Origin of the sequence: Pseudomonas sp. FW300-N2A2, assembly GCF_017351735.1 — a bacterium.
Lineage (GTDB): Bacteria > Pseudomonadota > Gammaproteobacteria > Pseudomonadales > Pseudomonadaceae > Aquipseudomonas > Aquipseudomonas migulae.
The window spans coordinates 177,457-193,322 of record NZ_JACNDU010000006.1; the positions used below are offsets into that span (position 1 = coordinate 177,457).

The 15,866-nt window shown below is 58.0% G+C and carries 13 protein-coding genes and 1 tRNA gene; 2 read left to right on the top strand and 12 right to left on the bottom strand.

The genetic code is table 11. The features are described from left to right. Window positions 1-227 precede the first annotated feature (227 nt). The 3 genes from ampE to J4E42_RS11585 form a co-directional block, all read right to left on the bottom strand. Window positions 228-1,064: a regulatory signaling modulator protein AmpE gene (ampE, locus tag J4E42_RS11575; protein ID WP_008036227.1), complete on the bottom strand. Its 837-nt coding sequence runs from the start codon at window positions 1,062-1,064 to the stop codon at window positions 228-230. After that, entirely contained in the window at window positions 1,061-1,621 is a 561-nt protein-coding gene (gene ampD, locus J4E42_RS11580; RefSeq protein WP_008024447.1) for a 1,6-anhydro-N-acetylmuramyl-L-alanine amidase AmpD, read from the bottom strand. Before ampD ends, ampE begins: the two co-directional genes overlap by 4 nt. Window positions 1,622-1,685: 64 nt before the next feature. After that, a complete protein-coding gene (locus tag J4E42_RS11585; protein ID WP_008036226.1) occupies window positions 1,686-3,896 on the bottom strand; it encodes a DUF1631 domain-containing protein in 2,211 nt (736 codons plus the stop codon). A 360-nt stretch (window positions 3,897-4,256) separates the two neighbouring features. On the opposite strand from J4E42_RS11585, the gene nadC reads away from it, so the two are divergent. Next, window positions 4,257-5,105: a carboxylating nicotinate-nucleotide diphosphorylase gene (gene nadC, locus J4E42_RS11590; protein ID WP_207285296.1), complete on the top strand. Its 849-nt coding sequence runs from the start codon at window positions 4,257-4,259 to the stop codon at window positions 5,103-5,105. A 105-nt stretch (window positions 5,106-5,210) separates the two neighbouring features. On the opposite strand, the gene J4E42_RS11595 is transcribed toward nadC, so the two are convergent. Continuing rightward, window positions 5,211-5,516 carry a DUF6388 family protein gene (locus J4E42_RS11595; protein ID WP_008024451.1) on the bottom strand — a complete coding sequence of 102 codons (306 nt, stop codon included), beginning with the start codon at window positions 5,514-5,516 and terminating at the stop codon, window positions 5,211-5,213. 316 nt (window positions 5,517-5,832) lie between these two features. Between J4E42_RS11595 and J4E42_RS11600 the strand changes: the two genes are divergently transcribed. Then, window positions 5,833-6,873 (top strand): hypothetical protein, encoded by a 1,041-nt coding sequence (locus J4E42_RS11600; protein WP_207285297.1) that lies wholly within the window; start codon window positions 5,833-5,835, stop codon window positions 6,871-6,873. 7 nt (window positions 6,874-6,880) lie between these two features. Here J4E42_RS11600 and J4E42_RS11605 read toward each other — a convergent pair. From J4E42_RS11605 to rimP, 8 genes are all read right to left on the bottom strand, one after another. Beyond that, a tRNA-Thr gene (locus tag J4E42_RS11605) sits at window positions 6,881-6,956 on the bottom strand. 139 nt (window positions 6,957-7,095) lie between these two features. Beyond that, a complete protein-coding gene (pnp, locus tag J4E42_RS11610; protein WP_008024453.1) occupies window positions 7,096-9,201 on the bottom strand; it encodes a polyribonucleotide nucleotidyltransferase in 2,106 nt (701 codons plus the stop codon). 196 nt (window positions 9,202-9,397) lie between these two features. Then, window positions 9,398-9,667 (bottom strand): 30S ribosomal protein S15, encoded by a 270-nt coding sequence (rpsO, locus tag J4E42_RS11615; protein ID WP_003177875.1) that lies wholly within the window; start codon window positions 9,665-9,667, stop codon window positions 9,398-9,400. Between the two features lie 117 nt (window positions 9,668-9,784). Then, on the bottom strand, window positions 9,785-10,702 hold the full coding sequence (gene truB / locus J4E42_RS11620) for a tRNA pseudouridine(55) synthase TruB (protein ID WP_008024455.1): 918 nt from the start codon (window positions 10,700-10,702) through the stop codon (window positions 9,785-9,787). A gap of 3 nt (window positions 10,703-10,705) precedes the next feature. Continuing rightward, window positions 10,706-11,107 (bottom strand): 30S ribosome-binding factor RbfA, encoded by a 402-nt coding sequence (rbfA, locus tag J4E42_RS11625; RefSeq protein ID WP_008024456.1) that lies wholly within the window; start codon window positions 11,105-11,107, stop codon window positions 10,706-10,708. A gap of 159 nt (window positions 11,108-11,266) precedes the next feature. After that, the gene (gene infB / locus J4E42_RS11630) at window positions 11,267-13,795 is read right to left on the bottom strand and encodes a translation initiation factor IF-2 (protein ID WP_008024457.1); all 2,529 of its coding nucleotides are present in this window, start codon (window positions 13,793-13,795) and stop codon (window positions 11,267-11,269) included. A 27-nt stretch (window positions 13,796-13,822) separates the two neighbouring features. Beyond that, window positions 13,823-15,304 carry a transcription termination factor NusA gene (nusA, locus tag J4E42_RS11635; RefSeq protein WP_008024459.1) on the bottom strand — a complete coding sequence of 494 codons (1,482 nt, stop codon included), beginning with the start codon at window positions 15,302-15,304 and terminating at the stop codon, window positions 13,823-13,825. A gap of 47 nt (window positions 15,305-15,351) precedes the next feature. After that, entirely contained in the window at window positions 15,352-15,810 is a 459-nt protein-coding gene (rimP, locus tag J4E42_RS11640; RefSeq protein ID WP_032828556.1) for a ribosome maturation factor RimP, read from the bottom strand. Between the last annotated feature and the right edge of the window lie 56 nt (window positions 15,811-15,866).

Genomic DNA, 15,866 nt, shown 5'->3' on the forward strand with positions numbered 1-15,866 from the left:
CACAGACAAGCAGCAGATAGCCACTATTGAGTGCTATCTCTGTATAGCTTAAATCGACGGGAGGTTTTGTAACTTAAGGTTAACGGCAGCTTATCCGACGAGACGCTCCGTCTTGCCATTACAGACCTTGTAGGAGCCGGCTTGCCGGCGATGGCATCAATGCGGTGTACCTGAAACACCGAGGCGCAGCCATCGCCGGCAAGCCGGCTCCTACAGGGGTGTGGTGTTTAGGGGAAGACTGTCCACAGCGCGAAACCGGCGTACCAGAGCACTGCCGCACGCAGCAGCAGCTCCCAGATCCGGTCGAGGCTGTTGATGCCATCGGGCCCGACCACCGGCGCAGGAATTTCACCGGCTACCAGCCCGACCTTCTCGATCAGTTGGGCGGCACTGATGTTCCAGTTCAGCAGTTCGCTCAGCATCACCCGACTGACGGCGACAAAGTTGCCGACCAGCGCAAAACTCGCCGCCAGCAGACGCACCGGCACCCAATCGAACGCGTGACGCAGTTGTGCGGCGCGCTCGACGACGGCCGGGTTCTGCCCGTGTTCTTCGGCGAGGGCCAGCAGTCGGTAGCTCAGCGCCGCCACCGGGCCCAGCAGGAAATACCAGAAAATCACCGCAAAAAAACTCTGGTACGCCTCCCAGAGCAGATGCCCCTCAACCCGTTCCAGTAGTTGCTCGCCGTTTTCGGCACAAATGTCCAGGTCACGTTTCGCTACATGAGCGGCAGCTTGCAGGTCTTCCCGGCGCCAGGCATCGCGAAACGGTCCGAGATCGGCCAGCAGATCACCGCGCCCCAGGCTATAAATCACCACCAGCAAATGCACCGGCAGCGCCAACAGACCGTAAGCGACCGGCTCCAGCACCACCAGCAACAACCCCAACAGCGCCACCGGCAGCAGCACCAGAATCAGCAAAATCAACCACGGGCGATTGACCATACGCGGGTTGGCTTCAAGCTTGTGCAACTCGGCCACCCAACCGCCATCACGTTGAACCCGATGGCGCAGGGCCGAGAACTTCTCGATCCAGACCGCCAACAGCAACACCAGAAAACTCATTGTGGTTCCTCTTTAGCCAGGGCCGCGCGATAACGCGCCCAGTCGAACGCAGGTCCGGGATCCGTCTTGCGCCCCGGCGCGATGTCGCTATGCCCGCAGATGCGCTGCGCGGTAATGCCCGTAAAAGCGCTTTGCAGTTGCAAGGTCAGGGCCGTCAACGCGTCATATTGAGCATCGGTGAACGGCAGATCATCCGTGCCTTCAAGCTCGATGCCCACGGAAAAATCGTTACAGGTTTCCCGGCCGTCGAAACACGACACACCGGCATGCCAGGCGCGTTCAAGACAAGAGACAAACTGAGTGACGGTGCCGTCACGCTCAATCAGAAAATGCGCAGACACCCGTAGGTCAGCGATCCCTTCAAAGTAGGGATGCTCTGTGACATCCAGCCGGTTCTGGAAAAATTCCTGCACCTTGCCGGTGGCAAACTGCGCCGGCGGCAGACTGATGTTGTGGATCACCAGCAGGGAAATTTCGCCCGTGGGGCGCGCATTGAAGTTGGGTGAAGGGCAAACGTTCACGCCCTGACACCAACCGCTCGCGGGGTCCAACTGCATACAGGTTCCTTCAACGACGACTGTGTTGGTGCCCAGTATGCCGCGATAGACCCTCGGCGCGCGATCACTTGCCGCGATTGAGCCGCCGCAGGTTGCCGACCACCGACTCCAGGGCCCGATCGAACAGCAAGGTGTCGTCGAGGGTGCGCACCGCGCCACGACGGAAATCCAGTGCCAGCCCGGTACGGCTGCGCTCCAGCACTTTCATGCCGGTGCGGTTGACGAAAATGTACTTGCCCGTGGCTTCGATGATCGCGGCGAGCTTGCAGCGCAGGGTGTTTTCCTCATCTTCCTGAAATTCGACCCAGCAGCCCGCGTGCAACTGATCGACCTGAAGCAGGCCCGGATCATCCGCCGGCAAGCGCACCGAGACCGATTCCACCGGCCCTTCGTCGGCGGTGAGCAGCACGATTTCTTCGCGCACTTCAACCATCAGCGGCGCATCGGCAGGACGGGTGGCAGCCGGTGCCTGGTCCGCTCGTTCGAACAGTTGAACGTGCAAGCCTTCCAGCTCGCTGAAAAACTCTCCGGTGGCGAACGGATCGAACGCCGAACTGCTCAACCCGTCGCGCAAGGACTTGAGCAACCCCGGCACCAGCGCCAACAGGCGCAGGCTTGCGTCAGCGTCGTCATGGCGCTGCACGCTCCAGATCAATTGCTCCATGGTTTGCACATCCGCATGCCACTCGGCGGACTGATCGCCGTGCTTGAGGCAGGTCAGCAGCAGCACCTGGCTCCAGGCGTCCTGAACAAACGCCACCACCCGTTGCGGCAGCACTTTGCCCAACAACGCCTGATTCAACGCCAGCTCGACGCGTTGCCGGGCCAGTTCGGTTTTGGCGCGGCCCTCTTCGGCGTCGCGGGTACGCTGCTCCAACAAATCGCTGCGACGACGCTCGTCGCTGGTGAACGCCAGAAAATCCGCCAGCAATTCGGAGAAGATCGCCGGATCGTCGACAAAGTCGTTCAACAAACGCTGCACCACTTGCTCGATGCGCAGGTACAGGCTGTCGCGCTCATGGTCATCGCACTCGCCCCAGCCCAAGGCCGCGGCGGCGATTTCGTTGAGCAGACGGCGGGCCGGGTGACTGCTGCGGCTGAAGAAACTCTTGTCGATCACGGCCACTTTCAGCATCGGGATCTGCAAGCGCCCGATCAGCGCCTTGAGAGAATCCGGCAGATTGCGGTCATCGAGGATGCATTCGAAGAGCATGGCGATCAGGTTGATCACATCTTCGTCAGCGACGCCGACTACACGCGACTTGCCACTTTTGACGCTGACCCGGGTCAGCAGTTGCTCAAGCTGGTTTCGCAGGTCGAATTCGTCCTGGACCGCCGGAGCCGGCACGTACTGCTGCAAGTGCGAGAGCAGCCGCAGCAGGTCGCGGGTGGATATCGGTTGCGTCTGAGCACTGGTTTCCAGCGTTGGCGCGACACTGCCACGCACGTGGAGCAGCAATTCCTGCAATGCCGCGAACACTTCCTGCACGCTGTCGTCGATTGGCGTGCTGTCCCAACGGTTGCCAGCCTCGTCGGGCTCGGCACGAACACTGGCCTGCGCACGATCAATGGCACGCCGATTCGGGGCCGGCTTCAGGTCGGGCAATATGCCGGTGGCGATCAATATCTGATTGGCTTCGGTGTAGAGCTGATCGGCATCACTGAGCACATAACGCTCGAAAAGCTTGAGGATGATCAACTTGACCTTGATCTCGACCCCCAGGTTACGCCCGGCCTGCATGAAATACTCACAGAGCATCGCCGGGCCCAGGGGATTGCGCGTAGTCACCAGCTGCTTGCCCAGCAACGTGCTGAGCCGGGCGGTCAATTGATCAAGCGCAAAACCGTCGCGGCTCAGCACTTTATTGACCATGGCCTCCACCGCCACGCGACGTTCCAGCTCATCACCGGACTGTTGCGCCTGAATATCGAGGGTCAATGTCTGCGGCAAGACCGTCTGAATACTGCCTGCGAGACCGACAAACGCTTCGAAGAACTGTTCGAGAAACGCCCGCTCGATATTTTTGCGCTTGAGGCGCAAATCGCGCATGGCTTCAAAAAAGATGTTCTGCTCGACGTCATTGCGGGCCCGGTCAGCCATTTCGAACAGCGTGTCGTCGGCGTTATCGAACAACTCCTGCAGAGCATGCCGGAGCTGTTGAGCGGCCTTGTCGCGAACCTGAAGCAGAATCACAGGCAGGCGGGCGAGCGGCGAGTGACTCGCCTGATCGGTAGTTGCCTTGTGCAAAGGCACTACATTCCCGTCGTTGTGCATCCTGGCCTCCTGAAACGGTGATGCTTCGGTTCGGTTGGAAAGATCGAGTACGCCAGCCTCACAGCCGTGCGCAACAGAAGACAATGCCCGCCCGCTGTCATTCAATAATCGGCGAACCAAAGATACGTCAAAGTCATGACGTCAAATGCAAGGCGCATTATCTTGCAAAAGATGTCCCGTATGCCAGCAGACTCTGTGTTTCTCTTTGAAATAGACGCCTGCAAAGGACCGCTGCTGAACCTCGCTGGCTCAAGAGATTCGACCAAATGCAGGTTCCGGAACGACTGGAAGGTCGCGCGCGCCTTGGGTTGCCCCGCGCCATGGCCCTATAATCGAGCCACTTTGTTTGTGGAGTCCGTTATGCCGAATCTACGTCTCGCCGATCTGACCGCCGAAATCGAAGCCAACGTACGCCGTGCGTTGCGCGAAGACATCGGCAGCGGCGACATCACCGCGCAGCTGATCCCGGCCGAACGCCTGGCCAAAGCCACCATCATCACGCGCGACGCCGCGGTCATCGCCGGCACCGCCTGGGTTGACGCGGTTTTCCGGCAACTGGACCCGCGGGTTGCCGTGCATTGGCAGGTGGCCGATGGCGAACGGGTGAAGTCCAATCAAGTGCTGTTCCACCTCGAAGGCCCTGCCCGCTCCCTGCTCACAGGCGAGCGCAGTGCGCTGAATTTCCTGCAATTGCTTTCCGGTGTGGCCACTCGTGCGCAATACCTGGCGGATTTCGTCGCCGAGACGCAGGTGAAGCTGCTCGACACCCGCAAAACCCTGCCGGGGCTGCGCCTGGCGCAAAAGTACGCCGTGACCTGCGGCGGCTGCCACAACCACCGCATCGGCCTGTACGACGCCTTCCTGATCAAGGAAAACCACATTGCTGCCAGCGGCGGCATCCCTGAAGCGATCAACGCCGCGCACAAGATCGCCCCGGGCAAACCGGTGGAGATCGAAGTGGAAAGCCTAGATGAGTTGAAAGAAGCGCTTGCGGCGGGTGCCGACATCATCATGCTCGACGAGTTGAGCCTTGATGACATGCGCGAGGCCGTGCGCCTGAATGGCGGCAAGGCAAAACTGGAAGCCAGCGGCGGCATCAACGAAAGCACGCTGCTGCCGATCGCCGAAACCGGGGTGGATTACATTTCGATTGGTGCGATGACCAAGGACGTGAAGGCTGTCGATCTGTCGATGCGGCTCAGCCTCTGAAATTTCCTGAACGACATGAAACTGTAGGAGCCGGCTTGCTGGCGATCCAGGCGACGCGGTTTACCCGTTACGCCGCCTTCGCCAGCAAGCCGGCTCCTACATGGGTCAGACCACCAGATTATTCATCTCGCAGTACTCTTCCCACTCGACGCCCAATACCTCGGCCGCCTCTTTGTGCAGCACCAGTCGCGCCGCTTCAAACTCTTCCGGGCTCGAGGTGTACTTGAGCGTCAGCTCCCACGGCTGCAGGCCCTGGGCTTCTGCTTCATCCTCGAACGCCCATTGAATCTGGTCTTTCTGATCGTCGGCGGGCAAGTCCTTGATCTCTTCCAGCAGTTGGGGCGCGTCCAGCACGTACTTCTTCAGCGCTTCTTCGTGCCTGGCTTCCTGGGTCAATTCTTTAACGGTCATTTCGTTCTCGCTGATCGGGGGAATGGAAGATGGATCTGGATCATCAAGGATCTCTCTGACGCAAAAAACCGTGTGAAGCCCGGTTTGTCTGGCCTTCAGAACCATTCGTGGATCATTTGAAAACTGCAGGGTGATGCTCGTGCAATGTCCGAATATAGGACGTTTGGAAGACGATTTATATGGACTTTTACATCAAATCTACAAAAAAAATGCCGAGCGGTTTTTCTGAAAATATTCCCTCGCCACACAGGAACAACCTTCAAAAAGCAAAGTCATAGCGATGTGCCATCTAGGCACTTCACAAGGAACTCAGGTGATGCGCATTTTCAAGAAGCTTCCGTCTACCCTGTTGGCAACAGGCATGGCCGCCCTTTTTCTTGGCAACATGGCAATGGCCAATACGGCCCAAGCCGGTCTGGAGTTCGCCTCAGACAACCCTTCCTCCACCGACAGCTTCCTCGTCTTTCACAGACTGTATGGTAAAGACGTCATGGTCAGGAGCAATCTCAGTGTCGAGGGTGTAGAAACACTGCAACGCACCGCTAAAACCAACACGGATGACATCAAGGAACTCAAGAATCTCCTCGAAGCGCAGGCTCGTCTCATCGAGGAACTCAAGCGCAACAACGGAACAAGCTCCAGTTCGAGTGCCAGTGAGATAACCAACCTCAAACGCACTGCCACCGAACAGGACAAGGACCTGAAAGAACTCACCAAGCAATTGGAAGAGTTCAAACGCAACAGTGGTTCGAGTTCCAGCTCCAGTTCCAGCGAAGTGGCCAACCTCAAGCGCACGCTCACTGAACAGGAAACCGGCCTGAGAAACCTCGCCAAAGCAGTGGACGAACTCAAGCGCAACAGCAGCTCGAACTCCGGTTCAAGCGCCAGTTCCAGCGAAGTGAGCGACCTCAAGCGCACGGTCAGTGAACAGGACAACGGCCTGAAAAACCTCGCTAAAGCGGTGGACGATCTCAAGCGCAGCAGCAGCAGCTCGAATTCCGGCTCAAGCGCCAGTTCCAGCGAAGTGAGCGACCTCAAGCGCACGGTCAGTGAACAGGACAACAGCCTGAAAAAGCTCGCCAGCCAAATGGACGATCTCAAGCGCAGCAGCGGCTCGAACTCCAGTTCAAGCTCCAGCTCCAGCGAAGTGAGCGACCTCAAGCGCACCGTCAGCGCACAGGACAACGACTTGAAAAGGCTCGCCAGTCAGGTGGAAGACTTGAAACGTAGCGCCGGGTCGAGCTCCAGCGCGAGTTCCAGCGACCTGTCCAGCCTCAAGCGGGACGTCAGCAATCAGGACAGCCAACTGGATCAGCTGAAACGCGCCGTGGATGATCTGAGAAGCAAGGTGAAATAACAGGGGATGGTGCCCGAGACAGGAATCGAACCTGCGACCTTCGCGTTACGAGTGCGCTGCTCTACCGGCTGAGCTACACGGGCGGTGAGCTAAACCTAGCATCGAGATTGGAAGCGGGCAAATCCACAAACCGTTTCCAGTTTTCGCAGACAAAAAAATGCCCCGCAGTTTTCACTGCGGGGCATTTTTTATAACGTTGAAGCGGTCAGGCGTGGGGAGTGATTAAACGCCCGAAGCCTTGGCTGCTGCTACGTCTTTGATGGAGAGCTTGATACGGCCGCGGTTGTCCACGTCCAGTACCAGCACTTCCACTTCCTGGCCTTCTTTCAGGATGTCGGTCACTTTCTCAACGCGAGCATCGCTCAGCATCGAGATGTGAACCAGACCGTCCTTGCCCGGCAGGATGTTGACGAATGCGCCGAAGTCGACGATGCGCTCAACTTTACCGACGTAGATCTTGCCGATTTCAGCTTCTGCGGTGATGCCCAGAACGCGCTGACGTGCTGCTTCAGCCGCTTCCTTGGTTTCGCCGAAGATCTTGATCGAGCCGTCGTCTTCGATGTCGATCGAAGCCTTGGTCTCTTCACAGATCGCACGAATGGTCGCGCCGCCTTTACCGATGACATCACGGATTTTGTCGGTGTCGATTTTCATCGCGATCATGGTCGGAGCGTTTTCCGACAGTTCGGTACGCGACTGGCCAATGATCTGGTTCATCTGACCGAGGATGTTCAGGCGCGCTTCCAGGGCTTGGCCCAGAGCGATCTCCATGATTTCTTCGGTGATGCCTTTGATCTTGATGTCCATCTGCAGCGCGGTAACACCTTTGGCGGTACCAGCTACTTTGAAGTCCATGTCGCCGAGGTGGTCTTCGTCACCCAGGATGTCGGTCAGGACAGCGAATTTCTCGCCTTCCTTAACCAGACCCATCGCGATACCGGCAACGGGTGCCTTCATCGGAACGCCAGCGTCCATCAGGGCCAGGGAAGCGCCGCAGACCGAAGCCATGGAGCTCGAACCGTTGGATTCGGTGATTTCCGATACAACACGGATGGTGTACGGGAACACGTCGGCAGCAGGCAGCATGGCCTGAACCGAACGGCGGGCCAGACGGCCGTGACCGATTTCGCGACGACCAGCGCCACCCATGCGACCACACTCACCTACCGAGAACGGAGGGAAGTTGTAGTGCAGCATGAACGGGTCTTTTTTCTCGCCTTCCAGGGTGTCCAGCAGTTGTGCGTCACGGGCGGTGCCCAGTGTTGCAACGACCAGAGCCTGGGTTTCGCCACGGGTGAACAGAGCCGAACCGTGGGTCTTTGGCAGAACACCGACTTCGATGTTCAAAGGACGTACGGTCTTGGTGTCGCGGCCGTCGATACGTGGCTTGCCGTTAACGATGTTTTCGCGAACGGTGCGGTATTCGATTTCGCCGAAAGCAGCTTTGACTTCGCTGGAAGAAGGCTGGCCTTCTTCACCGGACAGCTTGGCAACTACCTGGTCCTTCAGTTCACCCAGGCGAGCGTAACGGTCGGCCTTGATGGTGATGGTGTAAGCCTGGGAGATCGCGTCGCCGAACTCGGCACGGATAGCGCCCAGCAGAGCAGTGGCTTCTGGTTGTGGAGCCCAGGTCCAGGTCGGCTTGGCAGCTTCGGCGGCCAGTTCCTTGACGGCGTTGATCACCACCTGGAACTCGTCGTGAGCAAACAGTACCGCGCCCAGCATCTGGTCTTCGGTCAGCTCTTTGGCTTCCGATTCAACCATCAGAACGGCTTCCGAAGTACCGGCAACGACCATGTCCAGGCTCGATGCTTTCAGTTGTTCGTAAGTCGGGTTCAGCAGGTAACCGGTGCTTTCGTGGAACGCAACGCGGGCAGCGCCGATCGGGCCATCGAAAGGAATGCCGGAGATGGCCAGCGCAGCCGAGGTACCGATCATCGCAGCGATGTCCGGATCGGTCTTCTTGCTGGTGGAAACGACGGTGCAGACAACCTGCACTTCGTTCATGAAGCCTTCCGGGAACAGCGGACGGATCGGACGGTCGATCAGTCGGGAAGTCAGGGTTTCTTTCTCGGAAGGACGGCCTTCGCGCTTGAAGAAACCGCCAGGGATCTTACCGGCAGCGTAAGTCTTTTCCTGGTAGTGAACGGACAGAGGGAAGAAGCCCTTGCCTGGATCGGCTTGCTTGGCACCGACTACGGTCACCAATACGCTGACGTCGTCGTCAACGGTGACCAATACTGCGCCGGAGGCCTGACGGGCGATACGGCCAGTCTCGAGGGTAACGGTCGACTGACCGAACTGGAATTTTTTGATTACCGGGTTCACGGTGTCCTACCTTCTTTTGTGGCTCTTGGGGAACTTGTCTTCTTGCGAAATTCTTGGGCAATGTCGGGAATCGGCCCAACGCCTGTCCAGGGTAAAACGGTGTATCCAGATAAAACTTGAGGCTGGGAGCCTGCCATGCACCAGCGGGAAACCCACTGATGCACGGCAGACAACCAACCTCTAGCGCAATCGCTTATTAGCGACGCAGACCCAGGCGACCGATCAGAGTCTGATAACGACCCAGATCCTTGCCTTTCAGGTAGTCCAGCAGCTTACGACGCTGGTTTACCATGCGGATCAGACCACGACGGGAGTGGTGATCTTTACCGTTGGCCTTGAAGTGACCTTGCAGCTTGTTGATGTTGTGGGTCAGCAGTGCAACTTGCACTTCTGGCGAACCAGTGTCACCAACAGCTTGCTGGTAGTCAGCTACGATTTGAGCTTTTTCTTGAACGTCGAGAGCCATGAGGCAATCCTTTTATCAGGAAACTGTTTCAAAGAAACAGTTTCAACAGGCCAGGGACAAATCCCTGTATCTAAAAATGAGTAGTGACCGTGCCTGTTAACAGCCACCCTCGTCCGGTCATTCTGACCGAATCAGTCGACGCGGCGCGATGCGCCCGTCTTCGCTCACTTCACCGATACCGATGAAGCGACCATTGTGATCCTGTACCCGTACCATGCCGAACTTCGGAGCATCCGGGGCGCGAACCGGCTGGCCGTTGAGCCAGTAGAACGCGCTCGCTTCCGAGAACTGCAGCAGTGGCCAATCCAGCAGGCCGCTGTCCGATGGCATCAGGAAGCGGTCGACCGCTTCGTTGCCGCCTTCGGCATGTACCGCTTCCAGCTCTTCAAGCGTGACAGTCTGCGCCAGCGTGAAAGGCCCGGCCTGGGTACGTCGCAATTCAGCAACGTAAGCGCCACAACCGAGTTGCTCACCGATATCCTCCACCAGGGTGCGGATATAGGTGCCTTTGCTGCAATCCACCGCAAGCCGCGCAGTATCACCTTCAAAGGCCAGCAATTCCAAGCGCGCAATAGTAACAGAACGCGGTTCGCGCTCCACTACTTCGCCTGCACGTGCCAGCTTGTACAGCGGCTGGCCATCACGCTTGAGCGCTGAGTACATCGGCGGTATCTGACTGATTTGCCCACGAAATTTCGGCAGTACCGCTTCGACATCGGATCGACCAACGGTCACCGGGCGCTCCTGCAAAACTTCACCTTCGGCATCCGCCGTGGTGGTGGTTTTGCCCAGTTGCGCCAGGGTTTCATAACCCTTGTCGGAATCGAGCAGGTATTGCGAGAACTTGGTCGCCTCACCGAAGCACAACGGCAACACGCCGGTGGCCAGCGGATCAAGACTGCCGGTGTGCCCGGCCTTCTCGGCGTTCAGCAACCAGCGAACCTTCTGCAACGCCGCGTTGGAGGTGAACCCCAGCGGTTTGTCGAGCAGGATAATGCCGCTGACGTTACGACGGATACGTTTGACCTGAGCCACCGATTACTCCTTGGTGTCTTCGACTTCTGCCGCAACCGGGTGCTGATTGTCTTCAGCCACCGCACGCTCGATCAGGGCCGACAGGTGCGCACCACGCACGACGCTTTCGTCGTAGTGGAAGTGCAACTGCGGAACGCTGCGCAACTTCATTTCGCGGGCCAACTGCATACGCAGGAAACCGGCGGCGGAGTTGAGCACCTTGATGCTTTGCGCGATATCTTCGGCGCTGTCCTGGCCCATCACGGTGATGAAAATCTTGGCGTGACCGACGTCACGACTGACTTCAACAGCGGTAATGGTGACCAGGCCTACGCGCGGATCTTTGACTTCACGACGGATCAGTTGTGCCAGCTCACGCTGCATCTGATCGCCGATACGCTGGGTACGGCTATATTCTTTTGCCATGTCTTGTTACCTGTAACTGCCTCACGGTGAAACCCGTGGGGTCTGAAAGCGGCAAACGCCCGGCCTGACAAAAGCCAGACCGGGCGTTGCGTTTAGAGTCCTGACGCTGTGCCGCGCATTTGCATGCAGCGGCCCATCGTGGCCCTTGAAGTGCGCGAGTTAGAGGCTGCGAGCAACCTGAACCTTCTCGAAGACTTCGATCTTGTCACCGACTTTGACGTCGTTGTAGCTCTTCACGCCGATACCGCATTCCATGCCGGCACGTACTTCGGAAGCGTCATCCTTGAAGCGGCGCAGGGATTCCAGCTCGCCTTCGAAGATAACGATGTCTTCACGCAGTACACGGATTGGACGGTTACGGTGAACAACACCTTCGATAACCATGCAACCGGCGATCGCGCCAAACTTCGGCGAACGGAACACGTCACGCACTTCGGCCACACCCAGGATATTCTCGCGAACATCACTGCCGAGCATACCGGTCAGGGCTTTCTTGACGTCTTCGATGATGTCGTAGATCACGTTGTAGTAACGCATATCCAGACCTTCCTGCTCGACGATCTTGCGAGCGCCGGCATCGGCACGCACGTTGAAGCCGAACAGTACAGCGTTGGAGGCCAGTGCCAGGTTAGCGTCGGACTCGGTGATACCACCGACACCGCCACCGACAACACGCACTTGCACTTCGTCGTTACCCAGACCATTCAAGGCACCGTTCAACGCTTCCAGCGAACCACGGACGTCGGATTTGAGGACGATGTTGAGCGTCTTCTTCTCTTCCTGACCCATGTTCTCGAAGATGTTTTCAAGCTTGCCGGCGTGAGCACGGGCCAGCTTGACTTCGCGGAACTTGCCTTGACGGAACAGAGCCACTTCACGGGCTTTCTTCTCGTCGGCAACCACGCTCATCTCGTCGCCAGCATCCGGCGTACCGTCCAGGCCGAGGATCTCGACAGGGATGGAAGGACCGGCTTCTTTGATTGGCTTGCCGTTCTCGTCGAGCATGGCACGTACACGGCCATAGTTCGAACCGACCAGGACCATGTCGCCTTGGCGCAGGGTACCGTCTTGAACCAGAACGGTAGCAACCGGGCCACGACCTTTGTCGAGACGCGATTCAACCACAACGCCACGACCCGGAGCCGACGGAGTTGCTTTCAGTTCGAGAACTTCAGCTTGCAGCAGAACAGCTTCGAGCAACTCGTCCACGCCAGTACCGACTTTCGCCGAAACCGATACGAACGGGGTGTCGCCGCCCCACTCTTCCGAAGTCACGCCGTGAACCGACAGTTCGCTACGGATGCGATCGAGATCGGCGCCCGGCTTGTCGATTTTGTTCACAGCTACAACCAGCGGAACACCGGCAGCCTTGGCGTGCTGAACGGCTTCAACGGTCTGCGGCATCACGCCGTCGTCCGCTGCAACCACCAGGATCACGATATCGGTCGCCTTGGCACCACGAGCACGCATGGCGGTAAACGCGGCGTGACCAGGGGTGTCGAGGAAGGTGACCATGCCGCGTTCGGTTTCAACGTGGTACGCGCCGATGTGCTGGGTGATACCGCCGGCTTCGCCAGCAGCAACCTTGGCACGACGGATGTAGTCGAGCAGCGAGGTCTTACCGTGGTCAACGTGGCCCATTACGGTCACGACCGGAGCACGGGAGAACGCTTCACCTTCAAACTTCAGGGACTCGGCCAGGGAATCTTCCAGGGCGGTGTCGCTGACCAGGGTCACTTTGTGGCCCAGCTCTTCGGCAACCAGTTGGGCAGTTTCCTGATCCAGTACCTGGTTGATGGTCGCTGGGGTACCCAGTTTGAACATGAACTTGATGATTTCAGCAGCCTTGACCGACATCTGCTGGGCGAGATCGCCAACAGTGATGGTCTCGCCGATCTTCACTTCGCGCACTACAGGGCCGGTTGGGCTCTGGAAACCGTGAGCGTTGCGTTTCTTCAGCTTGGCCTTGCCGCGACCACCACGACGGAAGCCATCGCTTTCTTCGTCGGTAGTACGTGGCGCAACACGTGGAGCAGGCGCTTTCTCTTTAACCGAAGCACGATGCGGAGCGTTTTTACGCTCGCCATCGCCACTGCCACGACGATTGTTATCGTCGGCACGTGGTTTGTCCGGACGGCGCTGTTCGTTCTGCTTGTTGCGAACATCAGCAGACGGAGCTGGAGCAGCTGCAACCACCGGAGCGCTTTCACGCACTGGCTCGGCAACGGCAACCGGCGCTGCAACAGCGTCGTTGGTAGCGGTTTGCGCAGCAGCAGGCTGGCGACGCGCTTCTTCTTCGGCGCGACGCTTGGCTTCTTCTTCAGCCTTCTGACGAGCAGCATTTTCTACTGCGCGACGTTCATCCAGTTCGCGTTTGCGCTCGGCTTCGATTTCTTCCGGGCTGCGCTGTACGAAAACTTTCTTTTTACGGACTTCAACACTGATGCTTTTGCTGCCAGCAACACGCAGGGTGCTGGTGGTTTTACGCTGCAGTGTGATCTTGCGTGGTTCTTCCACTTTCGCCTTGTGGCTGCTTTTCAAGTGAGTCAGCAAAGATTGCTTCTCACTGTCAGTCACATGTTCTTCGGCGGCGGTGTGCGGCAGACCTGCCTCACGCATCTGCTGCAACAGGCGCTCTACCGGTGTTTTGACCTCATCGGCCAGTTGTTTCACCGTGACTTGCGTCATGCACTTCTCTCCTCAGGCCGCGCCTAATTACTCGAACCAGTGGGCTCGGGCGGCCATGATCAACTTGCCGGCACGATCATCGTCAATGCCGTCGATGTCGAGCAGGTCGTCAATAGACTGCTCGGCCAGGTCTTCGCGGGTAATTACGCCGCGCACCGCCAGTTCCATCGCCAAATCCTTGTCCATACCCTCAAGCGAGAGCAGGTCTTCGGCCGGATGGGCGTCTGCCAGCTTTTCCTCAGTAGCGATGGCTTTGGTCAACAAACGATCCTTGGCACGAGCGCGAAGCTCGTTGACGGTTTCTTCGTCAAAGCCGTCGATGTTGAGCATTTCTTCCAACGGTACGTAGGCAATCTCTTCCAGGCTGGTGAAGCCTTCATCTACCAGCACCTGTGCCAGGTCTTCGTCGACTTCCAGCTCGTCGATGAAGTTGCGCAGGATGTCGCCGGTTTCTGCTTGCTGCTTAGCCTGGATGTCCGATTCGGTCATCACGTTCAGGGTCCAGCCAGTCAACTGGCTAGCCAGACGCACGTTCTGACCACCGCGACCGATGGCCTGAGCCAGATTGTCTGCGCCAACGGCGATGTCCATTGCATGGGCATCTTCGTCAACGATAATTGCCGCAACCTCAGCCGGGGACATGGCGTTGATTACGAACTGAGCCGGGTTGTCGTCCCACAGGACGATATCAACACGCTCACCGCCCAACTCACCCGACACTGCCTGGACGCGCGAACCGCGCATACCGATGCAAGCGCCCTGCGGGTCGATGCGTTTGTCCTTGGAGCGGACCGCGATCTTGGCGCGCGAACCCGGGTCACGGGAGGCAGCCATTACTTCGATCAGGCCTTCAGCGATTTCCGGCACTTCGATGCGGAACAACTCGATCAGCATTTCCGGCGCGGTACGCGACAGGATCAGCTGCGGGCCGCGGTTCTCGGTGCGGATTTCCTTGAGCAGCGCACGCAGACGCACGCCAACCCGGAAGGTTTCGCGAGAGATGATGTCTTCACGAGCCAGCAACGCTTCAGCGTTGTTGCCCAGGTCGACGATCACATTGTCGCGGGTCACTTTCTTCACGGTGCCGGAGATGATTTCCCCCAGGCGCTCGCGATAGGCGTCAACGACTTGAGCGCGCTCGGCTTCGCGAACTTTCTGCACGATGACTTGCTTGGCAGTCTGTGCAGCAATGCGGCCGAACTCGATGGATTCGATTTTTTCTTCGACTACATCACCAACCTGGGCACCAGGATGCGTTTCGGCAACCTTGCTCGGCCAGGTTTCGATGGCCGGATCGTCCAGGTCTGCTTCTTCGACAACCGTCCAGCGACGGAAGGTCTCGTAAGCACCGGTGTGGCGATTGATTTCCACACGCAGATCGACTTCGTCCTCGAAACGCTTTTTGGTAGCAGTGGCCAGAGCCAGCTCCAGCGCTTCAAAAATTACGTTTGCCGGTACGCCCTTTTCATTGGATACCGACTCAACAACCAGCAGTACTTCTTTGCTCATCGTACGCCTCGCCTTTCGCAAGCCATTGGATCCGCGGGATCCGCGTCTCAGTCAAAACTGGGAATAATGTTGGCCTTGTCGATCATATCGATCGGCAACAGGAACTCGTGGTCTTCTACCTGCACCACGACATCCTGCTCTTCTACACCGCGCAGAAGGCCCTGAAAGTTGCGTCGCCCTTCAAAAGGCGAGCGCAGCCTGATCTTCACTTGTTCACCGGCAAATTTTGCAAACTGCTCAATAGTGAACAGCGGGCGTTCCATGCCAGGCGAGGAAACTTCAAGGGTGTACTCAACGGCGATTGGATCTTCAACATCCAGGACACCGCTGATCTGACGGCTGACGATGGCGCAATCGTCCACCAGCACGCCGCCTTCTTTATCAATATAAACGCGCAACATTGAGTGGCGACCTTGAGCCGAAAACTCAATACCCCAGCATTCATAGCCTAGGGCCACGACCACCGGGGCCAACAAGGCCTGCAACTCTTCTAGCTTGCTCGACACCTGAACCCCCTCGTGCATGTATGTGCATGCTATGCAAAATAAAAAAATGGGCGAAA